Origin of the sequence: Streptomyces cupreus, from assembly GCF_014257025.1 — a bacterium.
Taxonomy (GTDB): Bacteria; Actinomycetota; Actinomycetes; order Streptomycetales; family Streptomycetaceae; genus Streptomyces; species Streptomyces cupreus.
In genome coordinates this window covers 51,036-75,108 of the sequence record NZ_JACMSF010000008.1, presented here as the reverse complement: position 1 = coordinate 75,108, position 24,073 = coordinate 51,036, and the positions used below count along the sequence as shown (strand labels likewise).

Genomic DNA, 24,073 nt, shown 5'->3' with positions numbered 1-24,073 from the left:
TTGGCTGGTTCGGAACTCTGACAGCGCTTTCTCGACCGGTAAAGTCCCTATCCCGCCAACGACGCAGAAAACTTGCCCCGCACTGGGGTTGACCGGTTTAGGAGTGCGCATGCTGGAGGCCACACCGCTGGGCGAGGGATGGATCCTGCGGACCCCGGGAAGCACTGCGGCGGCGCTTCCGGCCGAGGTGCCGGGGTGCGTGCACACCGATCTGATGGCGGCCGGGGTCATCCCGGACCCCTTTCTCGGGCGGAACGAGACCGAGGTCGCCTGGGTCGGCCGGCGGGACTGGACCTACGAGCGGGACCTGAGCGTGCCCTCCGGACATGAGCAGACCGACCTGGTCTTCGACGGCCTCGACACGGTCGCCGAAGTCATGCTGGACGGACGGCCGTTGGGCCGGGTCCGCAATATGCACCGCTCGCACCGCTTCGACGTGACCGGCCTGAGCGGACGCCTTACCGTGCGGTTCGTCTCCGCGTACGCCGAGGCCGAGGCGATCCGCGGCAAGCTGGGCGAGCGGCCCGCGGCCTACGCCGAGCCCTTCCAGTACGTGCGCAAGATGGCCTGCTCCTTCGGCTGGGACTGGGGGCCGACCCTGGTGACGGCGGGGATCTGGCGGCCCGTGCGCCTGGAGCACTGGTCGACGGCCAGGATCGCCCGGGTGCGTCCACTGGTGACCGTCGAAGAGGGCCTGGGACGCGTGGAGTTGGCCGTCGACGTCGAGCGGACCCGGGTCGAGGCGCCGCTGGCGGTCGAGGCGACGGTCGGCGGAGTGCGGGCGCGCGCCTCGCTCGACGGCACCCAGGCAGTCGTACGGCTCGAGGTGCCCTCCCCCCGGCTGTGGTGGCCGCGCGGATACGAGGAACAGCCGCTGCACGACGTGGAGTTGACGCTGCTGCACGGGGACGAGCCGCTCGACGTGTGGCGTCGGCGGATCGGCTTCCGGAGCGTGGAGCTGGACCGGTCGGCCGACGCCCACGGCACCGGCTTCACCCTCGTCGTCAACGGCGAGCGGCTCTTCGCGCGGGGCGTGAACTGGATCCCGGACGACGTCTTCCCGTCCCGGGTGACGCGTGCGCGGTACCGGGAGCGCCTCGGGCAGGCGGCCGACGCGGGCGTGGACCTGGTCCGGGTCTGGGGCGGCGGGATCTATGAGAGCGAGGACTTCTACGACGCCTGCGACGAGCTGGGGCTGCTGGTCTGGCAGGACTTCCCGTTCGCCTGCGCCGCCTACCCCGAGGAACAGCCGCTGCGCGGGGAGGTCGAGGCCGAGGCCCGCGAGAACGTCGTCCGGCTGATGCCGCATCCCTCGCTGGTGCTGTGGAACGGCAACAACGAGAACCTGTGGGGCTTCCGGGACTGGGACTGGGAGGGGCGGCTCGCCGGGGAGTCGTGGGGCGAGGGGTACTACCTGGGCGTACTGCCGCGTGTGGTGGCGGAGTTGGATCCGACACGGCCCTACACGGCGGGCAGTCCGTGGTCCGGAGGCTGGGAGCGGCATCCGAACGATCCGGCGCACGGGACGCACCACTCCTGGGAGGTGTGGAACCGGGAGGACTACGCGGAGTACCGGGCGAACGTGCCGCGCTTCATGGCCGAGTTCGGCTGGCAGGCGCCGCCCGCGTACGCGACGCTGCGGCGGGCGCTGCCGGATGAGGAGCTCGCGGCCGACTCCCCCGGCATGCTGCACCACCAGAAGGCCGACGACGGCAACGGCAAGCTGAGGCGGGGCCTGGAGCGGCACTTCGCCTTCCCCGAGGGCGACTTCGACCGCTGGCACTACCTCACGCAGGTCAACCAGGCACGTGCGGTGGCCACCGGAATCGAGCACTGGCGGTCGCACTGGCCCGTGTGCGCGGGCACGGTGCTCTGGCAGCTCAACGACTGCTGGCCGGTGACCTCTTGGGCCGCGATCGACGGGGACGGCCGGGAGAAGCCGCTCTGTCACGAGCTGCGCAGGCTGTACGCGGATCGGCTGCTGACGCTGCAAGTGCGGGAGCCGGGGCTCGTGTTGGCGGCCGTCAATCAGGCGGCGGAGGTGTGGGCGGGGGCGGTGCGGTTGCGTCGTATGTCCGTCGAGGGGGTCGTCATCGGCGAGACGAGCGCTTCCGTGCTGGCCGAGAGGCGGTCCGTGGCGCTCGTCGGCGTGCCCCGGGAGCTGGAGCCGGCCGGCCCCAAGGAGTTCCTGGTCGCCGACGCCGACGGGCTTCGGGCGCTGCACTTTCCCGCCCCTGACCGGGAAATCCCTTATCCTCGGCCGGAGTTCGAGGTGGAGATCGTGCCGGGCGGAGTGCGAGTGACGGCCGGGACGCTCGTACGGGATCTGCTGCTCCAGGCCGATCGGCTGGATCCGGCGGCGCGGGCGGATCGAGGGCTGGTCACGCTGCTGCCCGGTGAACAGGTGACCATCGGTGTGCGGGGCTGGGAGACTCCGGACCCGGAGACCGCCCGTTCGGCCCTGTACTGCGTGGAGCCCTCCCGATGACCGCTACTCGCGTCACCATCAAGGACGTCGCCGCTCGCGCCGGGGTGTCCAAGGGTGCCGTGTCCCTCGCCTTCAACCACAAGCCGGGGCTGTCCGAGGCGACCCGCGACCGGATCTTCCGGGCCGCCCGTGAGCTGGGCTGGGCGCCCAACCTCACCGCGCGGTCGCTGGCGGGGTCGCGGGTGGACGTCGTCGGGCTCGCGATCTGCCGGCCGGCGAGGCTGCTCGGGCTCGAACCCTTCTACATGGAGTTCGTCTCGGGTGTGGAGAGCGTGCTGACCGAGCGGTCCTGCTCGTTGCTGCTGCGGCTGGTGCGGAATGTGCAGGAGGAGGTCGGGATCCAGGAGTCGTGGTGGCGGGGGCGGCAGATCGGGGGCTCGATCCTGGTCGACTTCCGGGCCGACGACCCGAGGGTGGCGGCGATGGAGCGGCTGGGGATGCCGGTCGTCGCCGTGGGACATCCGTCGCTGACCGGTGGGCTGCCCTCGGTGTGGACCGACGACGCCACGGCCGTGACGGAGGCCGTGCGGTATCTGGCGGCGCTCGGGCATCGGCGGATCGCCCGGGTGGGCGGGGCGGCGGCGCTCGGGCACACGTCGATCCGTACGGCCGCGTTCGACGAGGCGGCGCGGGTGCTGGAGCTGGCCGGGGCCTGGCAGGTGGCGACGGACTTCTCCGGGGACGCGGGGGCTCGGGCGACGCGCTCGCTGCTGATGGCCGCGGCGGCTGATCGGCCTACGGCGATCGTGTACGACAACGACATCATGGCGGTGGCGGGGCTGTCGGTGGCGGCGGAGATGGGGCTACGGGTCCCCGCCGACGTGTCCCTGCTGGCCTGGGACGACTCCCAGCTGTGCCGGCTCACGCATCCGACGTTGTCCGCGATGAGTCATGACGTGCACGGGTTCGGGGCGGATGTGGCCCGGACCCTGTTCGGGGTGATCACCGGGGAGGGGCCGGGGTCGCATCCCGTACCGACACCGGTCCTCACCCCGCGAGGGTCGACGGCACCCCCGATGGTGTGACCTTCACCGCTTGGTCCTGCGGGACTGTGCAGCTACGTTACTCATAAGTAGCATGGTCGTAAGCGCGCGCTCAGTGCATGCGTGCCGCAGCAGTGCAGTCCCGCACCCTGGAGGAGAGCCATCGTGCCTCGTACCGTCAGGGACGTCGTCTTCGTCGACGGCGTCCGCACCCCGTTCGGCAAGGCGGGCCCGAAGGGCATCTACCACGAGACCCGTGCCGACGACCTTGTCGTGAAGGCGATCCGGGAGCTGCTGCGCCGCAACCCCGGCCTCGACCCGAAGAAGATCGACGAGGTCGCCATCGCCGCGACCACGCAGATCGGTGACCAGGGCCTCACCATCGGCCGCACGGCCGGCATCCTCGCCGGGCTGCCGCAGTCGGTGCCCGGCTACTCGATCGACCGTATGTGCGCCGGCGCCCTGACCGCCGTCACCACCACGGCCGGTTCCATCGCCTTCGGCGCCTACGACGCCGTCATCGCCGGTGGTGTCGAGCACATGGGCCGCCACCCGATGGGCGAGGGCGTCGACCCGAACCCGCGGTTCGTCAGCGAGAAGCTGGTCGACGAGTCGGCGCTGTTCATGGGCATGACCGCCGAGAACCTGCACGACCGCTACCCGACGATCACCAAGCAGCGCGCCGACGAGTACGCGGTGCGTTCGCAGGAGAAGGCCGCCAAGGCTTACGCCAACGGCAAGATCCAGCAGGACCTGGTGCCGATCTCGGTGCGCCGCACCAACCCGGAGGCGGGCGAGACGGGCTGGGGCCTGGTCACCGCCGACGAGCCGATGCGCCCGGGCACCACGCTGGAGAACCTGGCCGGTCTGAAGACCCCGTTCCGCGTCCACGGCCGGGTCACCGCCGGTAACGCGGCCGGTCTGAACGACGGCGCCACCGCCTCGATCATCGCCTCCGAGGACTTCGCCCGCGAGAACAACCTCCCGGTGAAGATGCGCCTCGTCTCCTACGCCTTCGCGGGCGTGGAGCCGGAGGTCATGGGCTACGGCCCGATCCCGGCGACGGAGAAGGCCCTCGCCAAGGCCGGCCTGTCGATCGAGGACATCAACCTCTTCGAGATCAACGAGGCCTTCGCCGTCCAGGTGCTCGCCTTCCTGGAGCACTACGGCATCGCCGACGACGACGCACGCGTCAACCAGTACGGCGGCGCCATCGCCTACGGTCACCCGCTGGCCTCCTCCGGCGTGCGTCTGATGACGCAGCTGGCCCGCCAGTTCGAGGAGCAGCCGGAGGTCCGTTACGGCCTCACCACCATGTGCGTCGGCTTCGGCATGGGCGCCACGGTGATCTGGGAGAACCCGCACCACAAGGACGCCGGAGGCAACAAGTGAGCACCACCGCTGAGCTCCTGAAGGGCGCGGCCGAGCTGTTCCCGGACGAGGTCGTGACGTCCGCGCACGTACGCCATCTCGACCTGCCGTTCGGCGCCGGGCGCTTCGCCCTGATCACGCTGGACAACGGCTTCGACCACACCAAGCCGACCACCTTCGGCCCGGCCTCGCTGGCGAACCTCAACACCGCCATCGACCAGGTCGAGAAGGAGGCCGCGGACGGCGACATCGTCGGCGTCGGCATCACCGGCAAGCCGTTCATCTTCGCCGTCGGCGCCGACCTCAAGGGCGTCGAGCTGCTGAAGGAGCACAAGGACGCGCTGGCCATCGGCAAGGGCGGCCACGAGGTCTTCAAGCGCCTCGCGGGCCTGGCCGTGCCGACCTTCGCGTACTACAACGGTGCCGCGATGGGCGGCGGCGTCGAGGTCGGTCTGCACTGCAAGTACCGGACCGTCTCCAAGGCGCTCCCTGCCTTCTCGCTTCCCGAGGTCTTCCTCGGTCTGGTCCCGGGCTGGGGCGGCTGCACGATCCTGCCGAACCTGATCGGTGCCGACAAGGCCGTCTCGGTGATCATCGAGAACAGCCTCAACCAGAACAAGCAGCTGGGGGGCCAGCAGGTCTTCGACCTGGGCATCGCCGACGCCATCTTCGAGGGCGCCGACTTCCTTGAGCAGTCGCTGATCTGGACCGCCCAGGTACTGAAGGGCGATGTCGAGGTCGAGCGTCCGGTGATCGACCGCGGCGAGGCCTGGGACCAGGCCGTCGCCAAGGGCCGCTTCATCGCGGACTCCAAGGTGCACGGCGCCGCTCCGGCCGCCTACCGCGCCCTGGACATCATCGCCGCCGCCAAGAACGGCGACCTCCAGCAGGGCTACGACGCCGAGGACGTCGCGCTCGCCGACCTGATCATGGGTGGCGAACTGCGCGCCGGTATCTACGCGTTCAACCTCGTGCAGAAGCGCGGCAAGCGCCCGGCCGGTGCCCCGGACAAGAACCTGGCCCGCCCGGTCACCAAGGTCGGTGTCGTCGGCGCCGGTCTGATGGCCTCCCAGCTCGCGCTGCTCTTCCTGCGCCGCCTCGAGGTGCCGGTCGTGCTGACCGACATCGACCAGGAGCGCGTCGACAAGGGTGTGGGCTACGTCCACGCCGAGATCGAGAAGCTGCTCGGCAAGGGCCGTATCAACCAGGACAAGGCCAACCGCCTCAAGGCCCTGGTCACCGGTGTCCTGGACAAGGCCGAGGGCTTCGCCGACGCCGACTTCATCATCGAGGCCGTCTTCGAGGAGATCGGCGTCAAGCAGCAGGTGTTCGCGGAGGTCGAGGCGGTCGCCCCGGCGCACGCGATCCTCGCCACCAACACCTCCTCGCTGTCGGTCACCGAGATGGCGTCGAAGCTGAAGAACCCCGAGCGGGTCGTCGGCTTCCACTTCTTCAACCCGGTCGCGGTCCTGCCGCTGCTGGAGATCGTCCGCGGTGAGCAGACGGACGACGCCTCGCTGGCCACGGCCTTCGCCGTCGCCAAGAAGCTGAAGAAGACCGCGGTCCTGGTGAAGGACGCCCCGGCGTTCGTCGTGAACCGCATCCTCACCCGCTTCATGGGCGAGATCCAGAACGTCATCGACGAGGGCACCTCGGTCGAGGTCGCCGAGAAGGCCGTCGAGCCGCTCGGTCTGCCGATGTCCCCGCTGGTGCTGCTGGAGCTGGTCGGTCCCGCGATCGGTCTGCACGTCTCGGAGACCCTCAACCGGGCCTTCCCGGACCGCTTCACGGTCTCTCCGAACCTCGCGGCCGTCGTCAAGGCGGGCAAGCGCGGCTTCTACGTCTACGACTCCGGCAAGCCTGAGCTGGACCCGGAGGTCGCCGCGCTGCTGAAGCAGGGCGATGTCGTCCTGACCGAGGAGCAGGTGCGGGCGCGCGTTCTCGACGCCGTCGCCCAGGAGATCGGGCTCATGCTCGCCGAGGGTGTCGTCGCCGAGGCCCAGGACATCGACCTGTGCCTGATCACGGGCGCCGGCTGGCCCTTCCACCTGGGCGGCATCACGCCGTACCTGGACCGCGAGGGTGTCTCGGAGCGCGTGAACGGAAGGAAGTTCCTGGCGCCGGGGGTTGCTTCGGTTCCCGCTTAGGCGCTCCGCTGTGAACGCCGGTGCCTCGCATGCCAGTTGGTGTGCGAGGCACCGGCGTTCTCGCTCCTGGGGGGCTGCGCCCCCAGACCCCCGTATCGGCCTGAACGGCCTCGTCCTCAAACGCCGGACGGGCTAAATAGTCCGCCACGCCGCCAACGCCAGGCCAGGCTCGTCCTTCTGGCGGGCCAGGCGCAGGACGCCGTCCGGGGTGAGGGTCGCCGCCACCACGCGGCCCTCGGCGTCCTCCGCCACGGCGACCCGGGTGCCCGCGGGCAGGGTCGGTCCCGACTCCGTCCACCACAGGCCCGCCGACTCCTGCTCCGTCGGATACGCGGCGAACGCCACCCTGCCGGAGGACGAGCGCTGGGCGAGCAGGGTGCAGTCGTGGCCGTCCAGGACACAGCGGACGGCGGACACCGGCCCCGGGCCCGCGGCGGCGAGCAGGGGGAGCGGATCGCCGTCCGGACGCCAGGCGTACAGCACGCCCTCGGGGTCCGCGAAGAAGAGGGTCGTGTGCTCCTTCGAGGTCGGCAGGGCGCTCAGGGTCCCCGGAGCGATCCGTACGGCCAAGGGGTCGGCCGCGACGGGACGGCCGCCCGGTTCCCGCTGGAGCCAGCGCAGGACGCCGGTGGGGTTGGTGGCGTACACCCCGACCAGGCCCGACTCGGCGGTGACGGCGACGAGTTCCTCGCCCACCTTGGAGCCCTTCAGATCGTGCCAGCCGTTCCAGCCGCCGCGTTCCTTCTGGTTGATGGTGTGGACGCCCTTGCCGCGATTGCGTACGAAGAGGTACGCGCGGCCCTCCGCGTCGACGGCGACCGCCGGGGTGCCGGTGCGCTCGCCCTGCTTGTTGGGGTGACCGATGGGCAGCCAGTCAAGGGCGGCGAGGAGCGGACGGAAGTGCGTGGAATGCACCAGGCCCGATTCCCCCGAACGGGTGGGCCGCCAGGCGATGAGATGGGCGTAGCCGTCCGCGCCCTGGCCCAGGGCGAAGCCCGTCCGCACCTTCTGCTCGCCGCCCACTCGGCGCGGCGCGGCCCAGGGGCCGCCGGGGACCTGCTCCGCACGGCACAGGACGGCGTCCTGGGTGTGCCAGTAGACGCTGAGGCGGCCATCTCGACCGCGTATGAGCCAGTCGCCGTTCACCGGATCACTCTAAACGGGGGCGTCCCGGGCACCGCGTGCGACCCTGGGCCCATGGAGTCTGCCTTGCTTGTGATCGTCGACGCCGCGAACGTCGTCGGGTCGGTGCCGGATGGCTGGTGGCGGGACCGCAAGGGAGCGGCCGAGCGGTTGCGGGACCGGCTGGCGGCGGACGGGGTGCCGGGGCGGTCGGGGCCGGTGGAGATCGTGCTGGTGGTGGAGGGGGCGGCTCGGGGGGTCTCGTCGGTGGCGGGGGTGCGCGTGGAGTCCGCGGAGGGCAGCGGGGACGACCACATGGTGGGCCTGGTCGCGGGGCGGGCGGCCGAGCGCCCGTGCCTGGTGGTGACGGCGGACCGGGAACTGCGGCGGCGGGTGACGGAGCTGGGGGCGGAGGTGGCGGGGCCTCGGACGGTACGGCCGTGACTACCGCGCCCGGGCGTGCAGTACGGCACCGTCGACCACCGCCACCTCCTCGTACCCCTCCAGCAGCCGTCGTAGGGGCCTGATCCGGTCCGGGGCGTAGGGCTTGCCCCGGGAGTCGTCGACGATCAACCGGGGCGGGTGGGCGGCCAGTTCCCGGTGGAGCGTGGTCCAGGCACCCCGCATCGCGTACTTCTCGCCCACTTCTGGGCCGTCCCGGCCGCCGCTGTAGTTGGTCAGGAGGCCCGCCGTCAGATAGCGGGTGGCCGGCGTGCGGTTCGCCAGCCAGTACGTCTCCGGGTGTATGCCCCACAGAAGGACGCGGTCGTCCGGGGTGGTGTGGCGGCCGATCGCGTCCGCCAGGCGCTCGGCGTGGGTCAGTTCCGGGCGTGGGGCGAGCATCCCCCAGGTCAGGAACAGGGTGCAGCAGCAGGCCGAGGTCACGACCGCGCGCGTGCGGTGGGCCCTGGGCAGGATCCGCAGCGCCGCTGTCGACAACAGGGCGAGCGGTGCGGTCAGTTGCAGGTAGTAGTGGCCGAAGAAGTGGAAGCCGAGCACGACCGCGCCCGCCGATGCCGCGAGCCACAGCCACACGTCCGCCGAGGCCGTGCGCGCGATCCGCGAGGCCCGGACCAGCGGCGGGAGCAGGCCCGCGCAGGCCACCGTCAGGATCGCCGTGTTCGCCAACGCCCTTGTGAGGACGTGGAGTTCGGAACCGGTGAAGGACGCGTACGCGCCCGATCCGGTGACCGTCCAGAACAGGAAGCCCGCCGGGTTCGTGAGCACCGCCGCCGTGAGCACGGGTGCCACCGCCCCCACTCCGAGCCGCAGCAGCCCGCCCCATGACGCGCCGCACAGCCACAGCACCGGCAACAGCACCGCCCCGCCCGTCTGCTTGGCGAGGAACGCGCACCCGACGGCCACGCCCGCCGCGGCCCAGCGCCTTCGGTCCGCGCACCACATCGCGGCCGCCGTGCACGGCAGCATGAACACCTCGAAGCCGGCCGCCTGCGCGTCCTCGGGGTTCAGGCCGACGGAGATCAGCAGATACAGGACTCCTGCCGTACGGCCCGCCGCATCTCCCCAGCGGCGGCGGGCCAGTGAGGCGAGGAGGGCAGCCGTCAGCAGATGGGCCCCTACGGCCAGCAGCCGCACCGACACCAGCGAATCCGAGCCCGCCAGCGCCAACGCCCCCTGGTAGAGCCACGGTACGAGCGGGGGCTTGCGGTCCACGACCGTCTCGTACAGCTCTCCGCCGTGGGCCAGCAGGCGTGCCTGTACGGCCAGATAGCCCTCGTCGGGGTTCCACAGGGGGTGGGCGAAGGACGGGACGCGGGTGAGGCAGGCCAAGGCCGTCAGCATCGGCAGCAGACGGCGCCAGTAGCCTTCGCCGACTCGCGGTGCGGTGACGGAGCGTTGCGGGGCGAGGGGCTCGGCGTACATGGAAGTGCACGCTATCCGGCCCCGCAGTCCCTGCCTGAGCGGGACATACGGGGCCGGGAAGGCAATCCGGAATGGCTACTCCGCGTCACCCCGCGGCGGCTTCATGATCTGGCCGATCGTGGTCTCCTCGTGGCGTCCGAGGCGGCTGTGGGAACGGCCGTACAGGAAGTACACGAAGAAGCCGGCGGCCATCCAGATGGCGAACCGGACCCAGGTCTCGGCGGGCAGGTTGATCATCAGCCACAGGGAGGCGCACACCGACAGGATCGGGATGACCGGCACCCACGGGGTGCGGAAGGCCCGGTGCAGGTCGGGGCGGGTCCTGCGGAGGACCAGCACGCCGATCGCGACGACCACGAAGGCGAACAGTGTGCCGATGTTCACCAGGGCGGCCAGTTCGGTCAGCGGGGTGAAGCCGGCGAGGATCGCGATGATCACGCCGAGCAGGATGGTCGGCCGGTGCGGGGTCTTGAACCTCGGATGGACGCGGGAGAAGAAGCGCGGCAGCAGTCCGTCGCGGCTCATCGCGAAGAAGACCCGCGTCTGGCCGAGCAGCAGGATCATGCAGACCGTCGTCAGCCCGACCGCCGCGCCGAAGCTGATGAAGCCCGCGAACCAGGGATGCCCGGTGGCCTTGAAGGCGTCGGCGAGCGGGGCGTCCACGGACAGCTCGCTGTAGTGCTGCATGCCCGTGACGACGATCGACACGGCGACGTACAGCGTGGTGCAGATCAGGAGGGAACCGATGATGCCGCGCGGCATGTCCCGCTGCGGGTTCTTGGTCTCCTCGGCGGCGGTCGCCACGACGTCGAAGCCGATGAAGGCGAAGAAGACGACCGAGGCGGCGGTGAAGATGCCCATCACGCCGAAGTTGGAGGGCGCCCAGCCGAACATCAACTGGATCAGCGGGGCCTGGAGACTCTCCCCGGCCTCCACGGCCTGCTGCTTCGGGACGAAGGGGTCGTAGTTGTCGCCGTCGATCAGGAACGCGCCAGCGATGATCACGGTCATGACGACGGTCACCTTGATGGCGACGACGAGCGACGTGATCCGTGCGGACAGCTTCATACCGAGCACGAGGATGAAGGTGAGGACGAGGACCAGCGCGGCGGCGAGGATGTCGAAGCCGAAGTCGCCCGCGCCCTCTCTGCTGCCCAGGGCCGCGGGCATCTCCCAGCCCGCGTTGTCCATGAGCGACTGGACATAGCCCGACCAGCCGACGGCGACCACCGCCGTGCCGAGCGCGAACTCCAGAACCAGGTCCCAGCCGATGATCCAGGCGGGCAGTTCACCGAGGGAGGCGTACGAGAAGGTGTAGGCGGACCCGGCGACCGGGACCGTGGAGGCGAACTCGGCGTAACAGAGCGCGGCGAGCGCGCAGGCGACGCCGGCCGCCACGAAGGCCAGCGCGACGGCGGGCCCGGCGTTGTTCTTGGCGACGGTGCCGGTCAGCACGAAGATTCCGGTGCCGATGATGACACCGACGCCGAAGACCGTCAGATCGAGCGCGGACAGGGATTTCTTGAGCGCGTGCTCGGGTTCCTCGGTATCGAGGATGGACTGCTCGACCTTCTTCGTACGGAAGAGGGTGCTGCTCACGGGCGTACCTCCCACGCTTGTCGTCCTCGACATGATCGAGAGGGGGCGTGGTGCGTATGCCCTGACACGGGCGATGTCACACGGACGGGCCGGTTCCACCACCGCAAAAGGGGGGTGGGACCGGCCCGTTCGGCGGTACTCAGTCGCGCGCGGGCTCCACCGAGTCGACCTCGGCGGGCGAGCGGTCGTACCCGCCGTCGAGCTTGGAGACCAGGCCGGTGACCTGGCGGGCGATGTCCGGGGCCGTCAGGCCGATCTCGGCCATGACCTCGGCGCGCGAGGCGTGGTCGAGGAAGCGCGGCGGGATGCCGAAGTCACGCAGCGGGACATCGACCCCGGCGTCGCGCAGCGCCTGGGCGACGGCCGAGCCGACGCCGCCGACGCGGGAGTTGTCCTCGACGGTGACGACCACGCGGTGCCGTTCGGCGAGCGGAGCCATGGCCTCGTCGACGGGCTTGACCCAGCGCGGGTCGACGACGGTGGCGGAGATGCCCTGCTTGTCGAGCAGGTCGGCGATCTCCAGGCACATCGGGGCGAGGGCGCCCACCGAGACGAGCAGCACGTCGGGCCGGTCGGTGCCCGGCTCGCGCAGCACGTCCATGCCGCCGACGCGGCCCACGGCCGGTACGGCGGGGCCGACGGCGCCCTTGGAGAAGCGGACCACGGTCGGCGCGTCCTTGACCTCGACGGCCTCGCGGAGCTGGGCGCGGACCTGGTCGGCGTCGCGCGGGGCGGCGAGCCTGAGGCCGGGGACGACCTGGAGGATCGACATGTCCCACATGCCGTTGTGGGAGGCGCCGTCGGTGCCGGTGACCCCGGCCCGGTCCAGGACGAAGGTCACCCCGCACTTGTGCAGGGCCACGTCCATCAGGACCTGGTCGAAGGCGCGGTTGAGGAAGGTGGCGTAGACGGCGAAGACAGGGTGCAGGCCGCCCGTCGCCAGGCCGGCGGCGGACACGGCGCCGTGCTGCTCGGCGATGCCGACGTCGTAGATCCGGTCCGGGAAGGTGTCCGCGAACTTCTTCAGGCCGACCGGCTGGAGCATCGCCGCGGTGATCGCCACGATGTCCTCGCGCTCCTTGCCGAGCTTGACCATCTCGTCGCCGAAGACGGACGTCCAGTCGGCGCCCGAGGCCTTGATCGGCAGGCCGGTGTCGGGGTGGATGGGGCCGATGCCGTGGAAGCGGTCGGCCTCGTCCTGGAGGGCGGGCTGGTAGCCGCGGCCCTTCTCGGTGAGGCAGTGCACGATGACGGGGCCGCCGAAGCGCTTGGCGCGGGCGAGGGCCGACTCCAGGGCCTCGATGTCGTGGCCGTCGATGGGGCCGACGTACTTCAGGCCGAGGTCCTCGAACATGCCCTGCGGGGCGATGAAGTCCTTCAGGCCCTTCTTGGCGCCGTGGAGGGTCTCGTAGAGCGGCTTTCCGACGACCGGCGTGCGGTCGAGGATCTCCTTCGTGCGGGTCAGGAAGCGCTCGTACCCGTCGGTCGTCCGCAGGGTCGCCAGGTGGTTGGCGAGACCGCCGATGGTCGGGGCGTAGGACCGCTCGTTGTCGTTGACGACGATGACGAGCGGACGGCCCTTGGCCTCGGCAATGTTGTTCAGCGCCTCCCAGGCCATACCGCCGGTGAGGGCGCCGTCACCGATCACGGCGACGACGTGGTCGTCGCGTTTCAGGATCTGGTTGGCCTTCGCCAGGCCGTCGGCCCAGCCGAGGACCGTCGAGGCGTGGCTGTTCTCGATGACGTCGTGCTCGGACTCGGCCTGCGAGGGGTAGCCGGACAGGCCGCCCTTCATCTTCAGTCGGGAGAAGTCCTGACGGCCGGTGAGCAGCTTGTGGACATAGGACTGGTGGCCGGTGTCCCACAGCACCTTGTCCTTGGGGGACTCGAAGACCCGGTGCAGGGCGATGGTCAGCTCCACCACACCGAGGTTGGGGCCGAGGTGGCCGCCGGTCTTGGAGACGGCGTCGACGAGGAAGGTCCGGATCTCCTCTGCCAGCTGGTCCAGCTGCTCCAGGCTGAGCCGGTCCAGATCGCGCGGTCCCCTGATGCGGGTCAGCAGCGGCACCCGTGCCTCCTTGCAGTAGAGCTGTTCGAGCTGTTGCCGGGCTCGTCGAGTCTAATGTTCCGCCTCCGCGGCTGACGCGCGGGCGGTGCGTCGTACGTCACGGAAGCGGCTGTACCCACAATGCGGCGTTCCTACGACATGACTGTTGCCCGGTACCGCCATTGGCACCGGGCAACAGGTATTACGGGACGCGCTGGGCGGACGCTTACGCGCGACCGGCGGTCTTCTGTGTCTTGCGGGTGACCGCGTCGATGACGACGGTCGCCAGCAGCACGCCACCGGTGATCATGTACTGGACCGGGGAGGCGATGCCCTCCAGGGCCAGGCCGTACTGGATCGAGACGATCACGAGGACACCGAGCAGGGCGTTCCAGGTGCGGCCGCGGCCGCCGAACAGCGAGGTGCCACCGATGACGGCCGCCGCGATGGCGTTCATCAGCAGGTCACCGGCGCCGGCGCCCTGGTTCGCCGAGGCGATCTTGGAGGCGATGAACAGACCGCCGATGGCCGCGAAGGTGCCGGAGATCGCGAAGACCGAGATCCGGATCATCTCCACGTTGATACCCGCACGGCGGGACGCCTCGACGCTGCCGCCGAGCGCGAAGACCTTGCGGCCGTAGGCGGTGCGGCGCAGGACGAAGTCCGTGAGCAGCAGGACCGCGATGAACAGCACCACGGCCAGCGGCAGGCCCTTGTACGAGTTGTAGACCATGGCCACGGCGAAGGAGACGATCGCCAGCAGCACGGTGCGCAGGATGGTGTCGCTCAGCGGCCGGGACGGCACGCCCGCGGCCTCGCGGCGGCGGTTGCCGTAGAAGGAGCTGAGGAAGAACAGCGCGGTCGCGGCGATGGCGAGACCGTAGGCGGCGGCCACATCGGAGAAGTAGTAGCTGGTCAGCTTGGCGACGAGGCCATCGCTGTCCAGGTTGATGGTGCCGTTGTCGCCCAGGATCTTGAGCATGAAGCCGTTCCAGAACAGCAGACCGGCCAGGGTCACGGCGAAGGCGGGGACGCCGATCTTCGCGAAGAAGAAGCCGTGGATGGCACCGGCGGCCGTGCCGGTGAGGATGGCGAGCACGAAGGCGAGCCACTCGCTCATGCCGTTGGTGACGTTCAGCACCGCGAAGGAGGCGCCGGCGACACCGGAGACCGAGCCGACCGACAGGTCGATCTCGCCGAGCAGCAGGACGAACACGATACCGACGGCGATCATGCCCGTGCCGACCATGGCGACGGAGATGTCGGAGAGGTTGCCGGCGGTCAGGAAGTTCGAGTTCAGGCTCTGGAAGATGATCCAGATGATCGCCAGACCGATGACGACCGGGATGGAACCCAGGTCGCCGGCCTTCATCTTGCGCTTGAACTCGGAGATGTAGCCCGCGAGGCCCTGCTCGCGCACCAGCAGACGGGGGTCGACGGCGGTGACGGCCGCGGCCGCCGCCTCGGGGTTCTCCACCACGTGGTCCTCGGGCGGAGTGGAGGTCTTGTCGATGCTGCTCACTTCTTGATCTCCCCATTGGTGCGCGCCGCACGACGGGTCACGGCGTTGTCCGTGGCGCCGGTGATGGCGGAGATGATCTCTTCCTGCGAGGTCGACTTGACCTCGAAGACGCCGTTGTTGCGCCCGAGGCGCAGGACGGCGACCTTGTCGGCCACCGCCTTCACATCCGCCATGTTGTGGCTGATGAGGATGACGGCGTGCCCGCGCTCGCGCAGTCGCTCCACGAGGTCGAGGACCTGGGCGGTCTGCTCGACGCCGAGGGCGGCGGTGGGCTCGTCGAGGATGACCAGCTTGGGCTCGCCCAGCATCGAGCGGGCGATGGCGACCGTCTGACGCTGACCGCCGGAGAGCGAGGCGATCGGGATACGGACGCTGGGGATGCGGATCGACAGCGTGTCCAGCAACTCGCGGGAGCGGCGCTCCATCTCCACCTCGTCCAGGACGCCGCGCTTGCGCACTTCCCGGCCCAGGTAGAGGTTGCCGACGACATCGATGTTGTCGCACAGCGCGAGGTCCTGGTAGACCGTCGCGATGCCCAGGTTCTGGGCGTCGTGCGGCCGGTTGATCGATACGGGCTTGCCATCCCACTCGATGACGCCGTCATCGATGGGGTGCACGCCGGCGATCGTCTTGACCAGCGTGGACTTTCCGGCGCCGTTGTCGCCGACCAGGGCGACCACCTCACCGGCGTGGACCTCAAGCTCTACGTCGGTGAGCGCCTGAACGGCACCGAACCGCTTGGAGACCCCGCGCAACGCCAGCACGGGCGTAGCGGACACGTGAACCATCTCCTTCGCCGCCTGACCCGGCGGGAGGTTGTGCAGAAGACTTAGGGGGAGTTCCGTCCGGCGCCCCGCGCCGAGCTTGCGGGGCTGTCGAGTGCGCGGGGCACCGGAAGGAGCCTGGAGCTTCCAGTCCCGTACCGGAATTCAAGAGCGAATTCCGGTACTTGAAAAGGGGACTTGAGCTGTTTACTCGAGGCCGATCTTCTCGCAGGCCGCCTTGTACTTGGCGGTGCAGATCTCCGCGACCGTGTAGACGCCGTCCTTGATGACGGTGTCCTTGATGTTGTCCTGGGTCAGCGAGGTGACGTCGACCAGGACGGACGGGATGCCCTTGTTGGTGGGGCTGTCGACCTTGTCCTTGGCGACGGAGTCGAGCGACTTGCCCTGGGCGAGCGCGACGGCCATCTCGGCGGCGGCGTCGGCCTCGGGGGCGTACGGCTTGTAGACGCTCATGTACTGCTCACCCGTGACGATGCGCTGCACACCGGCGAGCTCGGCGTCCTGACCGGTCACCGGGACGTCGTCGATGCCGGCGGCCTTCAGGGCGGTGATGATGCCGCCGGCCATGCCGTCATTGGCGGAGTAGACGCCGATGATCTTGTCCTTGCCGATCGCCGAGATCGCGCCCTCCATGTTGGCGTTGGCGTTCTCCGGCTTCCACTCCTTGGTGTCGTACTCCTTGCCGACGTTCACCTTGCCGTCGAGGACGGAGTGCGCGCCCTCCTTGAACTGGGCGGCGTTCGGGTCGGTGGAGGAACCGTTCATCATGACGATCTGGCCGTCCTTGGCCTTGTCGCCAAGGGCCTCCAGGAGGGCCTCGCCCTGGGTCTTGCCCACCGTCACGTTGTCGAACGAGGTGTAGGCGTCGATCGGGCCCTGCGCCAGACGGTCGTAGGCGACGACCGGGATGTTCGCGTCCTTGGCCTTCTGGACCGAGCTCTTGATGGCCGCGGAGTCCACCGCGTCCAGGATGATCACGTCCACCTTGTTGGTGATCATCGACTCGACCTGCTGGGCCTGCTGGCTGGCATCCTGCTTGGCGTTGGCGTAGACGACCTCGCCCTTGCCGTTCGTCAGCTCGTCGATCTTCTTCTCGATGAGCGGGCGGTCGAACTTCTCGTAACGCGCGGTCTGGTTCTCCGGAAGGAGGAGACCGACCTTGATGTCGTCGCCCTTCTTGGCGCCCGACGTGGTGGAGTCGTTGTCGCCCGCTTCATCGGCGCTGCCACAGGCGGCGAGCGAGATGGCCATCGCACCTGCGGCAACGGCAACGGCGGCACGACGCATACGCGTGTTCACTTCAGAAACCTCCCTGACGAGGCCGCGTCGTTGCGGCCGAGGTGGCTGGAAGTCAACTCGGCCACGCGTGCGACGTCAAGAAGTAAATCCTTAACGGGTTGGCAACGGTGCCATCCGTTCTCTAAGTGAAGGCGGGTGCCGCTGCGTGCAGGGTGCCGTCCAAAAGTGTCGAATCGCCCATCTCGCTGAGCGCGAGTGCGAGCGCTCCGAGCACCTCCGCGCGGCCCCCAAGGGCCCCTGGGAGAACGGAGAGTTGACGTGCTGCGCTGGGGATCGCGTACCGGCTCACGGACTCCCTGATGGGGCCGAGAACCAGCTCGCCGGCCTCGGCGAGATCGCCGCCGAGGACCACCCGGCTCGGGTTCAGGAGATTGCAGAGATTGGCGACTCCACTGCCGATGTGGCGGCCGACGTCGGCGATCACCCGACGGCAGCCCGGATCTCCGTCCCTGGCCAGCCGCACGACGCCCTCCATGGTCAGATCCGTGCCGTGACTGGACTGGAGGAGCGGGAGCACATAGCGGGCGGCCGCGAAGGTCTCCAGACAGCCGCGGTTTCCACAGCGGCAGACCGGGCCGGACTCATCAAGTGTAATATGTCCGATTTCTCCGGCTGTGCCGCCGGGACCTCGGTAGATCTTGCCGTTGATCACCAAACCCGCGCCCACACCGCTCGCGACCTTGATGTACGCCAGATCGCGCACCCCCCGGCCGCTCCCCCAGACCAGCTCGCCGAGCGCGCCGAGGTTGGCGTCGTTGTCCACGTGCACCGGCACGCCGAGCCGTCCGCGCAGCTCCTCGGCGGGTTTGGTGCCGGTCCAGCCCGGCAGGATGGCGGTCGAACCCAGGGTCCCGGACTCCACGTCGATCGGGCCGGGCACGCCGAGGCCCACCCCCGCGATCTTCGAACGGTCCACTCCGGTCGCCGCGATCAGGCGGTTGACCAGCTCTTCCGCCCGGTCGAAGCCCTGTGTCGAGGAGGCGTCCACATCCAGCGGCTCGGACTCCTCGGCCAGCACCTGATGGGCGAGGTTGCCGACCGCGACGCGCAGATGGGTGTGCCCGAAGTCGACGCCGATGACGATGCCGGCGTCCCCGCTCAGGCTGACGCTGCGGGCCCGGCGGCCGCCCGCCGATGTGGGCGTGACCTCGACGGTTCCGCCGTCCTTCAGCTCCCGGACGATGTTCGAGACCGTCGCCGCCGACAGGCCCGTCGTCCTGGCGATCTCCGCCTGGGTGAGCGAACCCGCCAGCCGCACGGCCCGGACGACACGCTCCAGGTTGGCTCGGTGCAGCGACGACTGCGACCCCGGAGTCTCCACGACGACCTCCTGCGCACGGGACCGCTTCAGTGAGGCCCCGTCTATGTCCAACTAGTGAACCCTAAGCTGAGCCGTTCGGGTCGCCTCCCGTCAAGAGGTTGAACCGGATCCGAGGATCTGCACACACCGGGCCGCCACCCCCGAGGACCGGGGGCGGCGCGCTCACAACTGGTTTCGGAGCGTTACTTCAGGGCGCCCGCCGTCAGCCCCTGCACCACCTGTCGCTGGAAGACGATGTACGCGGCGAGCACCGGCAGCATCGCCATCACCAGGCCCGCGAACAGGCCCGACCAGTCGCCCTTGTAGCCCTGGCTGACCGCGAGCTGGACCAGGCCCTGGGTGAGGACGCGCTTGTCCGGGTCGGTGTTGAGGACCGTCGGCAGCATGTACTGGTTCCACTGGCCCAGGAAGTTGAAGATGCCCACGCTGACCAGGCCAGGCTTGGCCATCGGCAGCATGATCTGGAAGAACGTCCTGGAGTGCGACGCCCCGTCCACGAAGGCCGCCTCCGCCACCGAGGTCGGCAGGGTGCGGAAGAAAGCGGTCAGGAAGAAGACCGTGAACGGGAGCGAGTAGGCGATGTAGACCAGGATCAGCCCGTGGATCGTGTTCAGCAGGCCCATGTTGTTCACGACGTAGAACAGCGGAACCAGCGCCAGCATGATCGGGAAGCTCATGCCGCCGATGAACAGGTAGTAGATGAACCGGTTTCCCGGGAAGTCGAAGCGGGCCAGCGCATAGGCCGCCATCGAGCCCAGCACCAGCGTACCGATGAGCGAACCCCCCACCACCAGGACGGTGTTGAGGAAGTAGTCGCTCATGTTGGCCTCGGTCCAGGCCCGCGACCAGTTGTCGAAGCGCAGCTTGTCCGGCAGCGACCAGGGTGAGCTGAAGATGGAGGCGTCGTCCTTGAAGGACGTCATGACTGCCCACAGCAGCGGCATGACCACCATGAACGCCCAGATGATCAGGACGCCGTGGGAGAAGACGTTGAGGACGGTGCCTTCCTTCTTCTCCTTGGAGGGCGCACCGGCCGGATCACCGGTCTTGCCGACGGGCACACCGGACTCGGCCGGGGCGGAGGTCTCGGTCGTCTTCATCTGGTCAGTACTCCAGCCGCTCGCGCCGACCCAGCCGCATCACGACGGCGGCGAACGCCAGCGTGACGATGAGCAGGGCGACGCCGATGGTCGTGGCGTAGGCGGCCTGCCCGTCACGGAACGCCTTCTGGTACACGTAAAGGACCATGACGGTGGTCGAGTAGTCGGGACCGCCGGGCCCGGTCGTCATGATCTGTACGACCGCGAACGACTCGGCGCCCAGGGCGAGAATGCCCATGTAGACCCAGCCGGACTGCACGGTATCCCAGAGCAGCGGCAGCGTGATCCGGAAGAACGTGGTGCTCCGGTTGGCGCCGTCGAGCAGCGCGGCCTCGTACAGATCCGCCGGGATCGAGGCCATGCCCGCGGAGAAGAGGACCACGAAGAAGCCGACCGTGGACCACACCAGCACCGCCATCACGGCCCACAGCGCGAGGTTCGGGTCGCCGAGCCAGAGCGGCTGGACGCTGTCGAGGCCGATCCCGCGCAGGATCGAGTTGATCGCGCCGCTGTCCGGGTTATATGCGAAGGCGAACAAGAGGGCGACGATCGCGATCGACAGCACCTGCGGGAAGAAATAGACGATCTTGTAGAACGAGGAGCCGCGGACACCGGTGATCACCGGGCCGCCCCTCCTCTTCCGCCCGCCCACGTTGATCATGAAGGCGAAGAACAGCGCCAGGCTGATCGTCACCAGCGGCAGCAGCAACGCGAACAACAGGCTGTGCTGCAACGACTTCCAGAAGATGTCGTCGTCCAGCATCCTTTCGTAGTTGTCGAAGCCGACCATCTTGAAGTCGGGGCTCAGCCCCGTCCAGTCCGTGAACGAGTAGTAGATGGACTGGATGAACGGCCAGACGACGAAAAGCGTGTACAGCCCCAGGGGTACCGCCAGGAACCCCACGATGAACCGGTACTTGCCGTGCTGCATTGCTATCGACCCCGTTCTGTGCGCGGGTGCCGCCGCTGGTGACGGATCCTCACCTGACCTACTGATGCTTGTAGTGCTTGATCGACGAGTCCTTGGCGGTCGCGTCGGCGAAGTCCTGGATCTTCTTGATGGCCTCCGCCGGCGTGAGCCGGCCGGCCATCATCTCGCCAAGGCCAGCCACACCAATCTGCTCCTTCTGCAGTTGCACATACCAGTCCTGCATACGTGGATTCACGACGTTCTCGCCGGCCTTCTCCAGCGCGGCGACCCCGGACTTGAGGCCCGGGGTGAGGGTGATGCCGTCGGTGCCGCCGTTGTAGGCGGTGAGCGACTTGACCTTGGACGTGAAGTTTTTCGAGGACGCCTCGCTCAGCATTATGCGCAGCTGCTCCATGCCGCCCGCGCCGTTCTTCGCCTTGGCCGGGACGATGAACGGCTCACCGCCGGACGCCCAGATGGTGCCGAAGGGCAGCTTGTCGGAGCTGTCGATGCCGGTGGGAGCGGAGACTGCGAGGTCGAAGTCGTCCGGGATGACATTCGCCGACTCGTTCTCCACCCAGGAGCCGTTCGGGATGAACAGCGCCTTGCCCTGGGCCCATGCGGTCTGCGACTGGATGTGGTCCAGACCCGGGGTGCCCTTGAGGACGTAGCCCTTCTGATAGAGCTCGTAATAGGCGTCGAAGCACGCCTTGACCGCCGGGTGCTTCCAGGCGTTCGGCTCCAGGTTGTCGATGGCGTCGAGGACCTCGACACCGCCGACCTTGCCGATCATCGGGTAGAGCGAGAAGGGGAGGTAGTACGGGTATTTGCCCGCATACGTCCAGCCCGCTATGCCCTTCTTCTTGGCCTTCTCGCAGACCGCGAGCATCTGGTCCCAGGTCTCGGGGTACTGCTCGTCGAGCGAGTCCAGGGCCTTCTGGGAGTACCAGACGCCGTACACCGTGTAGGCGTAGTACATGATCCAGACCGGGTCGCCGTCCAGCTGGCCCATCTCCACGATGCCGGGGCGCAGCGTGTCGCGGACCTTCTTGTTCGGGTCGTCGTACGACGGGGCGTCCAGCAGCGGCGTGAGGTCGGCGAGCTGGTTCTTGCTGGAGAGGACGCCCATATCCATCTGCTCGGCACCGGAGTTGTCGATGAGGTCCGGCGGGGTGCCCTGGTTGAAGCGGGGCTGGAGCGTGGACTGGATCTTCTGCGTCGCGGAGAATTTCACCTTGGCCTTGGGGAAGTTCGTCTCGTAGATCTTCACGGCGTCCTCGGCATACTCCTTGCCGAAGCCGCCGTCGAACAGCACGAATTCCATCTGCGCGGTGTCATTGACGCCGAGCGGGTTCTTCGCGGTCTTCTTGCCCGTTTCGGCCTTGTCCTCGTCGCCTCCCCCGCTGCTGGCGCACGCGGACAGGAAGCTCATCGTCGGCACGGAGATCAGGCCGAGTGCGGCAGAGCGCTTGATCACATCGCGGCGGCCTACATCTTCTGAGCTGCTGCGGACGTCGGAAGTGGATTCCATCAGACCTGCTTTCAAGGAGACCGCCGACTTGGGCCGGCAGTGGAATCGAATCCTGGCCGTGCGGTGCGAAGCGCCGCAACATCACTCCGGCAATGTTCCCGGAGATGACCCGCAGTAGACCTGCGGCATGTGTATATTGATCACGTGTCTGCACCCAAGAAGGCTCGCCGGTTCTCTGGCGGCGTGTACGACCTCGGGCTGCATGTGGTGTGGTGCTCGAAGTACCGCAGACCAGTCCTCGACGGCCGGGTCGCGGAACGTCTTCGAGAACTGATCGAGCAGAAGGCCGACGAACGGGGGTGGCAAATCATGGCGCTCGATGTGTTGCCTGACCATGTCCATCTGTTCGTCAAGCACGATCCGAAGGCGTCGGCCTTACATGTGGCCAACCAGTTCAAAGGCCTCACCTCCCGCGTGCTACGGGAAGAATTCCCGCACCTCAAGAGCCGCTTGCCCACACTGTGGTCGTCGTCGTACTTCGCCGCCTCGGTCGGCGCCGTCTCGGCGAAGACAGTGCAGCAGTACATCGATACGCAGTGGGAACGCCCCCTCAAGGAGGACCAGGAGGCGATCCCTTGAGGCGTGCCTACAAATTCCTTCTCCGCCCCACCCTGCGTCAGGAACAGGCGCTCCGGGACATGCTCCGAGGGCACTGCACCCTGTACAACGCCGCTCTCCAGGAACGGCGCGACGCCTACCGGCACCCGTCGAAGACGAGCATCAGCTACGGGCAGCAATCGGCCCAGCTCTCGGAGATCCGCGCCTCCGATCCCGACCAGGCGCGCTGGTCGTTCTCCTCCCAGCAGGCAACACTTCGCCGGCTGAACAAAGCGTTCGCCGCGTTCTTCAGTCGTATCAAGAAAGGCGAGAAGGCCGGATACCCAAGGTTCAAGGGCGTTGGACACTTCGATACGGTTGAGTTCCCGAAGAACGGCGACGGCTGCCGCTGGGATTCCGCCCCACACGACGTGCAGACTCGTGTACGCCTGCAAGGCGTCGGACATGTCCGGGTCCATCAGCACCGACCTGTACTGGGTCGGGTGAAAACGGTGAGCGTCAAGCGTGAAGGCCGTCGCTGGTACGTGATCCTCGCCTGTGACGACGTGCCCGCCGAGCCGCTTCCAGCCACAGGATCGATCGTCGGCATCGACATGGGCACGGTGCATTTCTTCACCGACTCGAGCGGCATTCACGTCGCCAACCCACGCTTTCTGGAGAAGTCCGCCCAAGAGCTGGCGGAGGCACAGCGACTTTTGGACACCTTCCCCAAGCACACGAAACGCCGGACCAAGAAGCACCGGGCTGCGGCTCGGAAGGTCGCCAAGTTGCATGCGAGGGTCCGGCGGCAGCGACTCGACCATCACCACAAGACGGCGAACGCACTCGTGCGAAAGCACGACGTGATCGGCCACGAGAAACTGAACATGGCGGGCATGACCAAGACGCCGGCGCCCAAGCCCGACCCCAATCGCAACGGTGTCTTCCTTCCGAACAGGGCCGCCGCCAAAGCCGGTCTGAACCGCAGCATCCTGGATGCGGGTTGGGGGATGTTCCTCGGAATCCTGGCGAACAAGGCTGAGAGCGCCGGTCGCCGCGTGATCCCAGTGGACGCCCACAACACCTCCCGCACCTGCCCCGAGTGTGGGCACGTCGCCAAGGAGAACCGCACCAGCCAAGCGAAGTTCGAGTGCCGAGCATGCGGCTTCGCCGCCAACGCGGACCATGTCGGCGCATTGAACGTCCTCAACAGGGCCGGGCTGGCCCTCTGCGCCGCCGCCTAGTCGGCGACGGCACAGGAAGTTCGCTGTTCCAGCAGTGGGCGGAGTCACGCTCAAGTCCTCGCCTTCAGGACTCAGGCGGTGAACCGGAACCTCTCCGGCACCGCAGTTCGGCCAAGCTAGGACGTACAGGTCGGGCGGGAACTGCTTCGTACGTGATGGGACCGGATCAGACAGAACACGGTG

Annotated in this window: 18 protein-coding genes; 7 read left to right on the top strand and 11 right to left on the bottom strand. The window is 68.5% G+C overall.

All coding sequences use genetic code 11. The features are described 5' to 3' along the window. Positions 1-109 precede the first annotated feature (109 nt). From H4N64_RS10080 to H4N64_RS10065, 4 genes are all read left to right on the top strand, one after another. On the top strand, positions 110-2,488 hold the full coding sequence (locus H4N64_RS10080) for a glycoside hydrolase family 2 protein (protein ID WP_186281861.1): 2,379 nt from the start codon (positions 110-112) through the stop codon (positions 2,486-2,488). Further along, on the top strand, positions 2,485-3,513 hold the full coding sequence (locus tag H4N64_RS10075) for a LacI family DNA-binding transcriptional regulator (protein WP_186281860.1): 1,029 nt from the start codon (positions 2,485-2,487) through the stop codon (positions 3,511-3,513). The genes H4N64_RS10080 and H4N64_RS10075 overlap by 4 nt, the downstream gene beginning before the upstream one ends. Before the next feature lie 123 nt (positions 3,514-3,636). Then, the gene (locus H4N64_RS10070; protein WP_186281859.1) at positions 3,637-4,863 is read left to right on the top strand and encodes an acetyl-CoA C-acyltransferase; all 1,227 of its coding nucleotides are present in this window, start codon (positions 3,637-3,639) and stop codon (positions 4,861-4,863) included. Beyond that, positions 4,860-6,989: a 3-hydroxyacyl-CoA dehydrogenase NAD-binding domain-containing protein gene (locus H4N64_RS10065; RefSeq protein WP_186281858.1), complete on the top strand. Its 2,130-nt coding sequence runs from the start codon at positions 4,860-4,862 to the stop codon at positions 6,987-6,989. The genes H4N64_RS10070 and H4N64_RS10065 overlap by 4 nt, the downstream gene beginning before the upstream one ends. A gap of 132 nt (positions 6,990-7,121) precedes the next feature. On the opposite strand, the gene H4N64_RS10060 is transcribed toward H4N64_RS10065, so the two are convergent. Continuing rightward, positions 7,122-8,135 carry a PLL family lectin gene (locus H4N64_RS10060; RefSeq protein WP_186281857.1) on the bottom strand — a complete coding sequence of 338 codons (1,014 nt, stop codon included), beginning with the start codon at positions 8,133-8,135 and terminating at the stop codon, positions 7,122-7,124. A 51-nt stretch (positions 8,136-8,186) separates the two neighbouring features. Between H4N64_RS10060 and H4N64_RS10055 the strand changes: the two genes are divergently transcribed. Further along, positions 8,187-8,555: a PIN domain-containing protein gene (locus tag H4N64_RS10055; RefSeq protein WP_186281856.1), complete on the top strand. Its 369-nt coding sequence runs from the start codon at positions 8,187-8,189 to the stop codon at positions 8,553-8,555. On the opposite strand, the gene H4N64_RS10050 is transcribed toward H4N64_RS10055, so the two are convergent. From H4N64_RS10050 to ngcE, 10 genes are all read right to left on the bottom strand, one after another. Then, a complete protein-coding gene (locus H4N64_RS10050) occupies positions 8,556-9,995 on the bottom strand; it encodes an ArnT family glycosyltransferase (RefSeq protein ID WP_186281855.1) in 1,440 nt (479 codons plus the stop codon). 75 nt (positions 9,996-10,070) lie between these two features. After that, entirely contained in the window at positions 10,071-11,594 is a 1,524-nt protein-coding gene (locus tag H4N64_RS10045) for an amino acid permease (RefSeq protein WP_186281854.1), read from the bottom strand. A gap of 139 nt (positions 11,595-11,733) precedes the next feature. Further along, a complete protein-coding gene (dxs, locus tag H4N64_RS10040; RefSeq protein ID WP_186281853.1) occupies positions 11,734-13,662 on the bottom strand; it encodes a 1-deoxy-D-xylulose-5-phosphate synthase in 1,929 nt (642 codons plus the stop codon). Positions 13,663-13,867: 205 nt separating this feature from the next. Then, the gene (locus H4N64_RS10035; RefSeq protein ID WP_186281852.1) at positions 13,868-15,163 is read right to left on the bottom strand and encodes an ABC transporter permease subunit; all 1,296 of its coding nucleotides are present in this window, start codon (positions 15,161-15,163) and stop codon (positions 13,868-13,870) included. Then, a complete protein-coding gene (locus H4N64_RS10030) occupies positions 15,160-15,951 on the bottom strand; it encodes an ATP-binding cassette domain-containing protein (RefSeq protein ID WP_186281851.1) in 792 nt (263 codons plus the stop codon). The genes H4N64_RS10035 and H4N64_RS10030 overlap by 4 nt, the downstream gene beginning before the upstream one ends. Before the next feature lie 183 nt (positions 15,952-16,134). Further along, entirely contained in the window at positions 16,135-17,235 is a 1,101-nt protein-coding gene (locus H4N64_RS10025) for a substrate-binding domain-containing protein (RefSeq protein ID WP_186282004.1), read from the bottom strand. A 133-nt stretch (positions 17,236-17,368) separates the two neighbouring features. Further along, on the bottom strand, positions 17,369-18,568 hold the full coding sequence (locus H4N64_RS10020) for an ROK family protein (protein ID WP_186282003.1): 1,200 nt from the start codon (positions 18,566-18,568) through the stop codon (positions 17,369-17,371). Between the two features lie 182 nt (positions 18,569-18,750). Next, positions 18,751-19,668, bottom strand: coding sequence for a carbohydrate ABC transporter permease (locus tag H4N64_RS10015; protein ID WP_186281850.1), 918 nt, complete (start codon positions 19,666-19,668; stop codon positions 18,751-18,753). Positions 19,669-19,672: 4 nt separating this feature from the next. Further along, a complete protein-coding gene (locus H4N64_RS10010) occupies positions 19,673-20,599 on the bottom strand; it encodes a carbohydrate ABC transporter permease (RefSeq protein ID WP_186281849.1) in 927 nt (308 codons plus the stop codon). A gap of 58 nt (positions 20,600-20,657) precedes the next feature. Further along, entirely contained in the window at positions 20,658-22,109 is a 1,452-nt protein-coding gene (ngcE, locus tag H4N64_RS10005) for an N-acetylglucosamine/diacetylchitobiose ABC transporter substrate-binding protein (protein ID WP_186281848.1), read from the bottom strand. Positions 22,110-22,253: 144 nt separating this feature from the next. Between ngcE and tnpA the strand changes: the two genes are divergently transcribed. Continuing rightward, the gene (tnpA, locus tag H4N64_RS10000) at positions 22,254-22,688 is read left to right on the top strand and encodes an IS200/IS605 family transposase (RefSeq protein ID WP_418896255.1); all 435 of its coding nucleotides are present in this window, start codon (positions 22,254-22,256) and stop codon (positions 22,686-22,688) included. After that, positions 22,685-23,890: an RNA-guided endonuclease InsQ/TnpB family protein gene (locus tag H4N64_RS09995; protein WP_186281847.1), complete on the top strand. Its 1,206-nt coding sequence runs from the start codon at positions 22,685-22,687 to the stop codon at positions 23,888-23,890. Before tnpA ends, H4N64_RS09995 begins: the two co-directional genes overlap by 4 nt. Positions 23,891-24,073: the final 183 nt, after the last annotated feature.

Excerpts from the sequence above, each read along its gene's own strand:
- H4N64_RS10025 (WP_186282004.1), bottom strand. The coding sequence starts at position 17,235 with ATGCGTCGTGCCGCCGTTGCCGTTGCCGCAGGTGCGATGGCCATCTCG.
- H4N64_RS10075 (WP_186281860.1), top strand. The coding sequence starts at position 2,485 with ATGACCGCTACTCGCGTCACCATCAAGGACGTCGCCGCTCGCGCCGGG.
- H4N64_RS10080 (WP_186281861.1), top strand. The coding sequence starts at position 110 with ATGCTGGAGGCCACACCGCTGGGCGAGGGATGGATCCTGCGGACCCCG.
- H4N64_RS10050 (WP_186281855.1), bottom strand. The coding sequence starts at position 9,995 with ATGTACGCCGAGCCCCTCGCCCCGCAACGCTCCGTCACCGCACCGCGA.
- ngcE (WP_186281848.1), bottom strand. The coding sequence starts at position 22,109 with ATGGAATCCACTTCCGACGTCCGCAGCAGCTCAGAAGATGTAGGCCGC.
- H4N64_RS10015 (WP_186281850.1), bottom strand. The coding sequence starts at position 19,668 with ATGAAGACGACCGAGACCTCCGCCCCGGCCGAGTCCGGTGTGCCCGTC.
- H4N64_RS10010 (WP_186281849.1), bottom strand. The coding sequence starts at position 20,599 with ATGCAGCACGGCAAGTACCGGTTCATCGTGGGGTTCCTGGCGGTACCC.
- H4N64_RS10030 (WP_186281851.1), bottom strand. The coding sequence starts at position 15,951 with ATGGTTCACGTGTCCGCTACGCCCGTGCTGGCGTTGCGCGGGGTCTCC.
- H4N64_RS10055 (WP_186281856.1), top strand. The coding sequence starts at position 8,187 with ATGGAGTCTGCCTTGCTTGTGATCGTCGACGCCGCGAACGTCGTCGGG.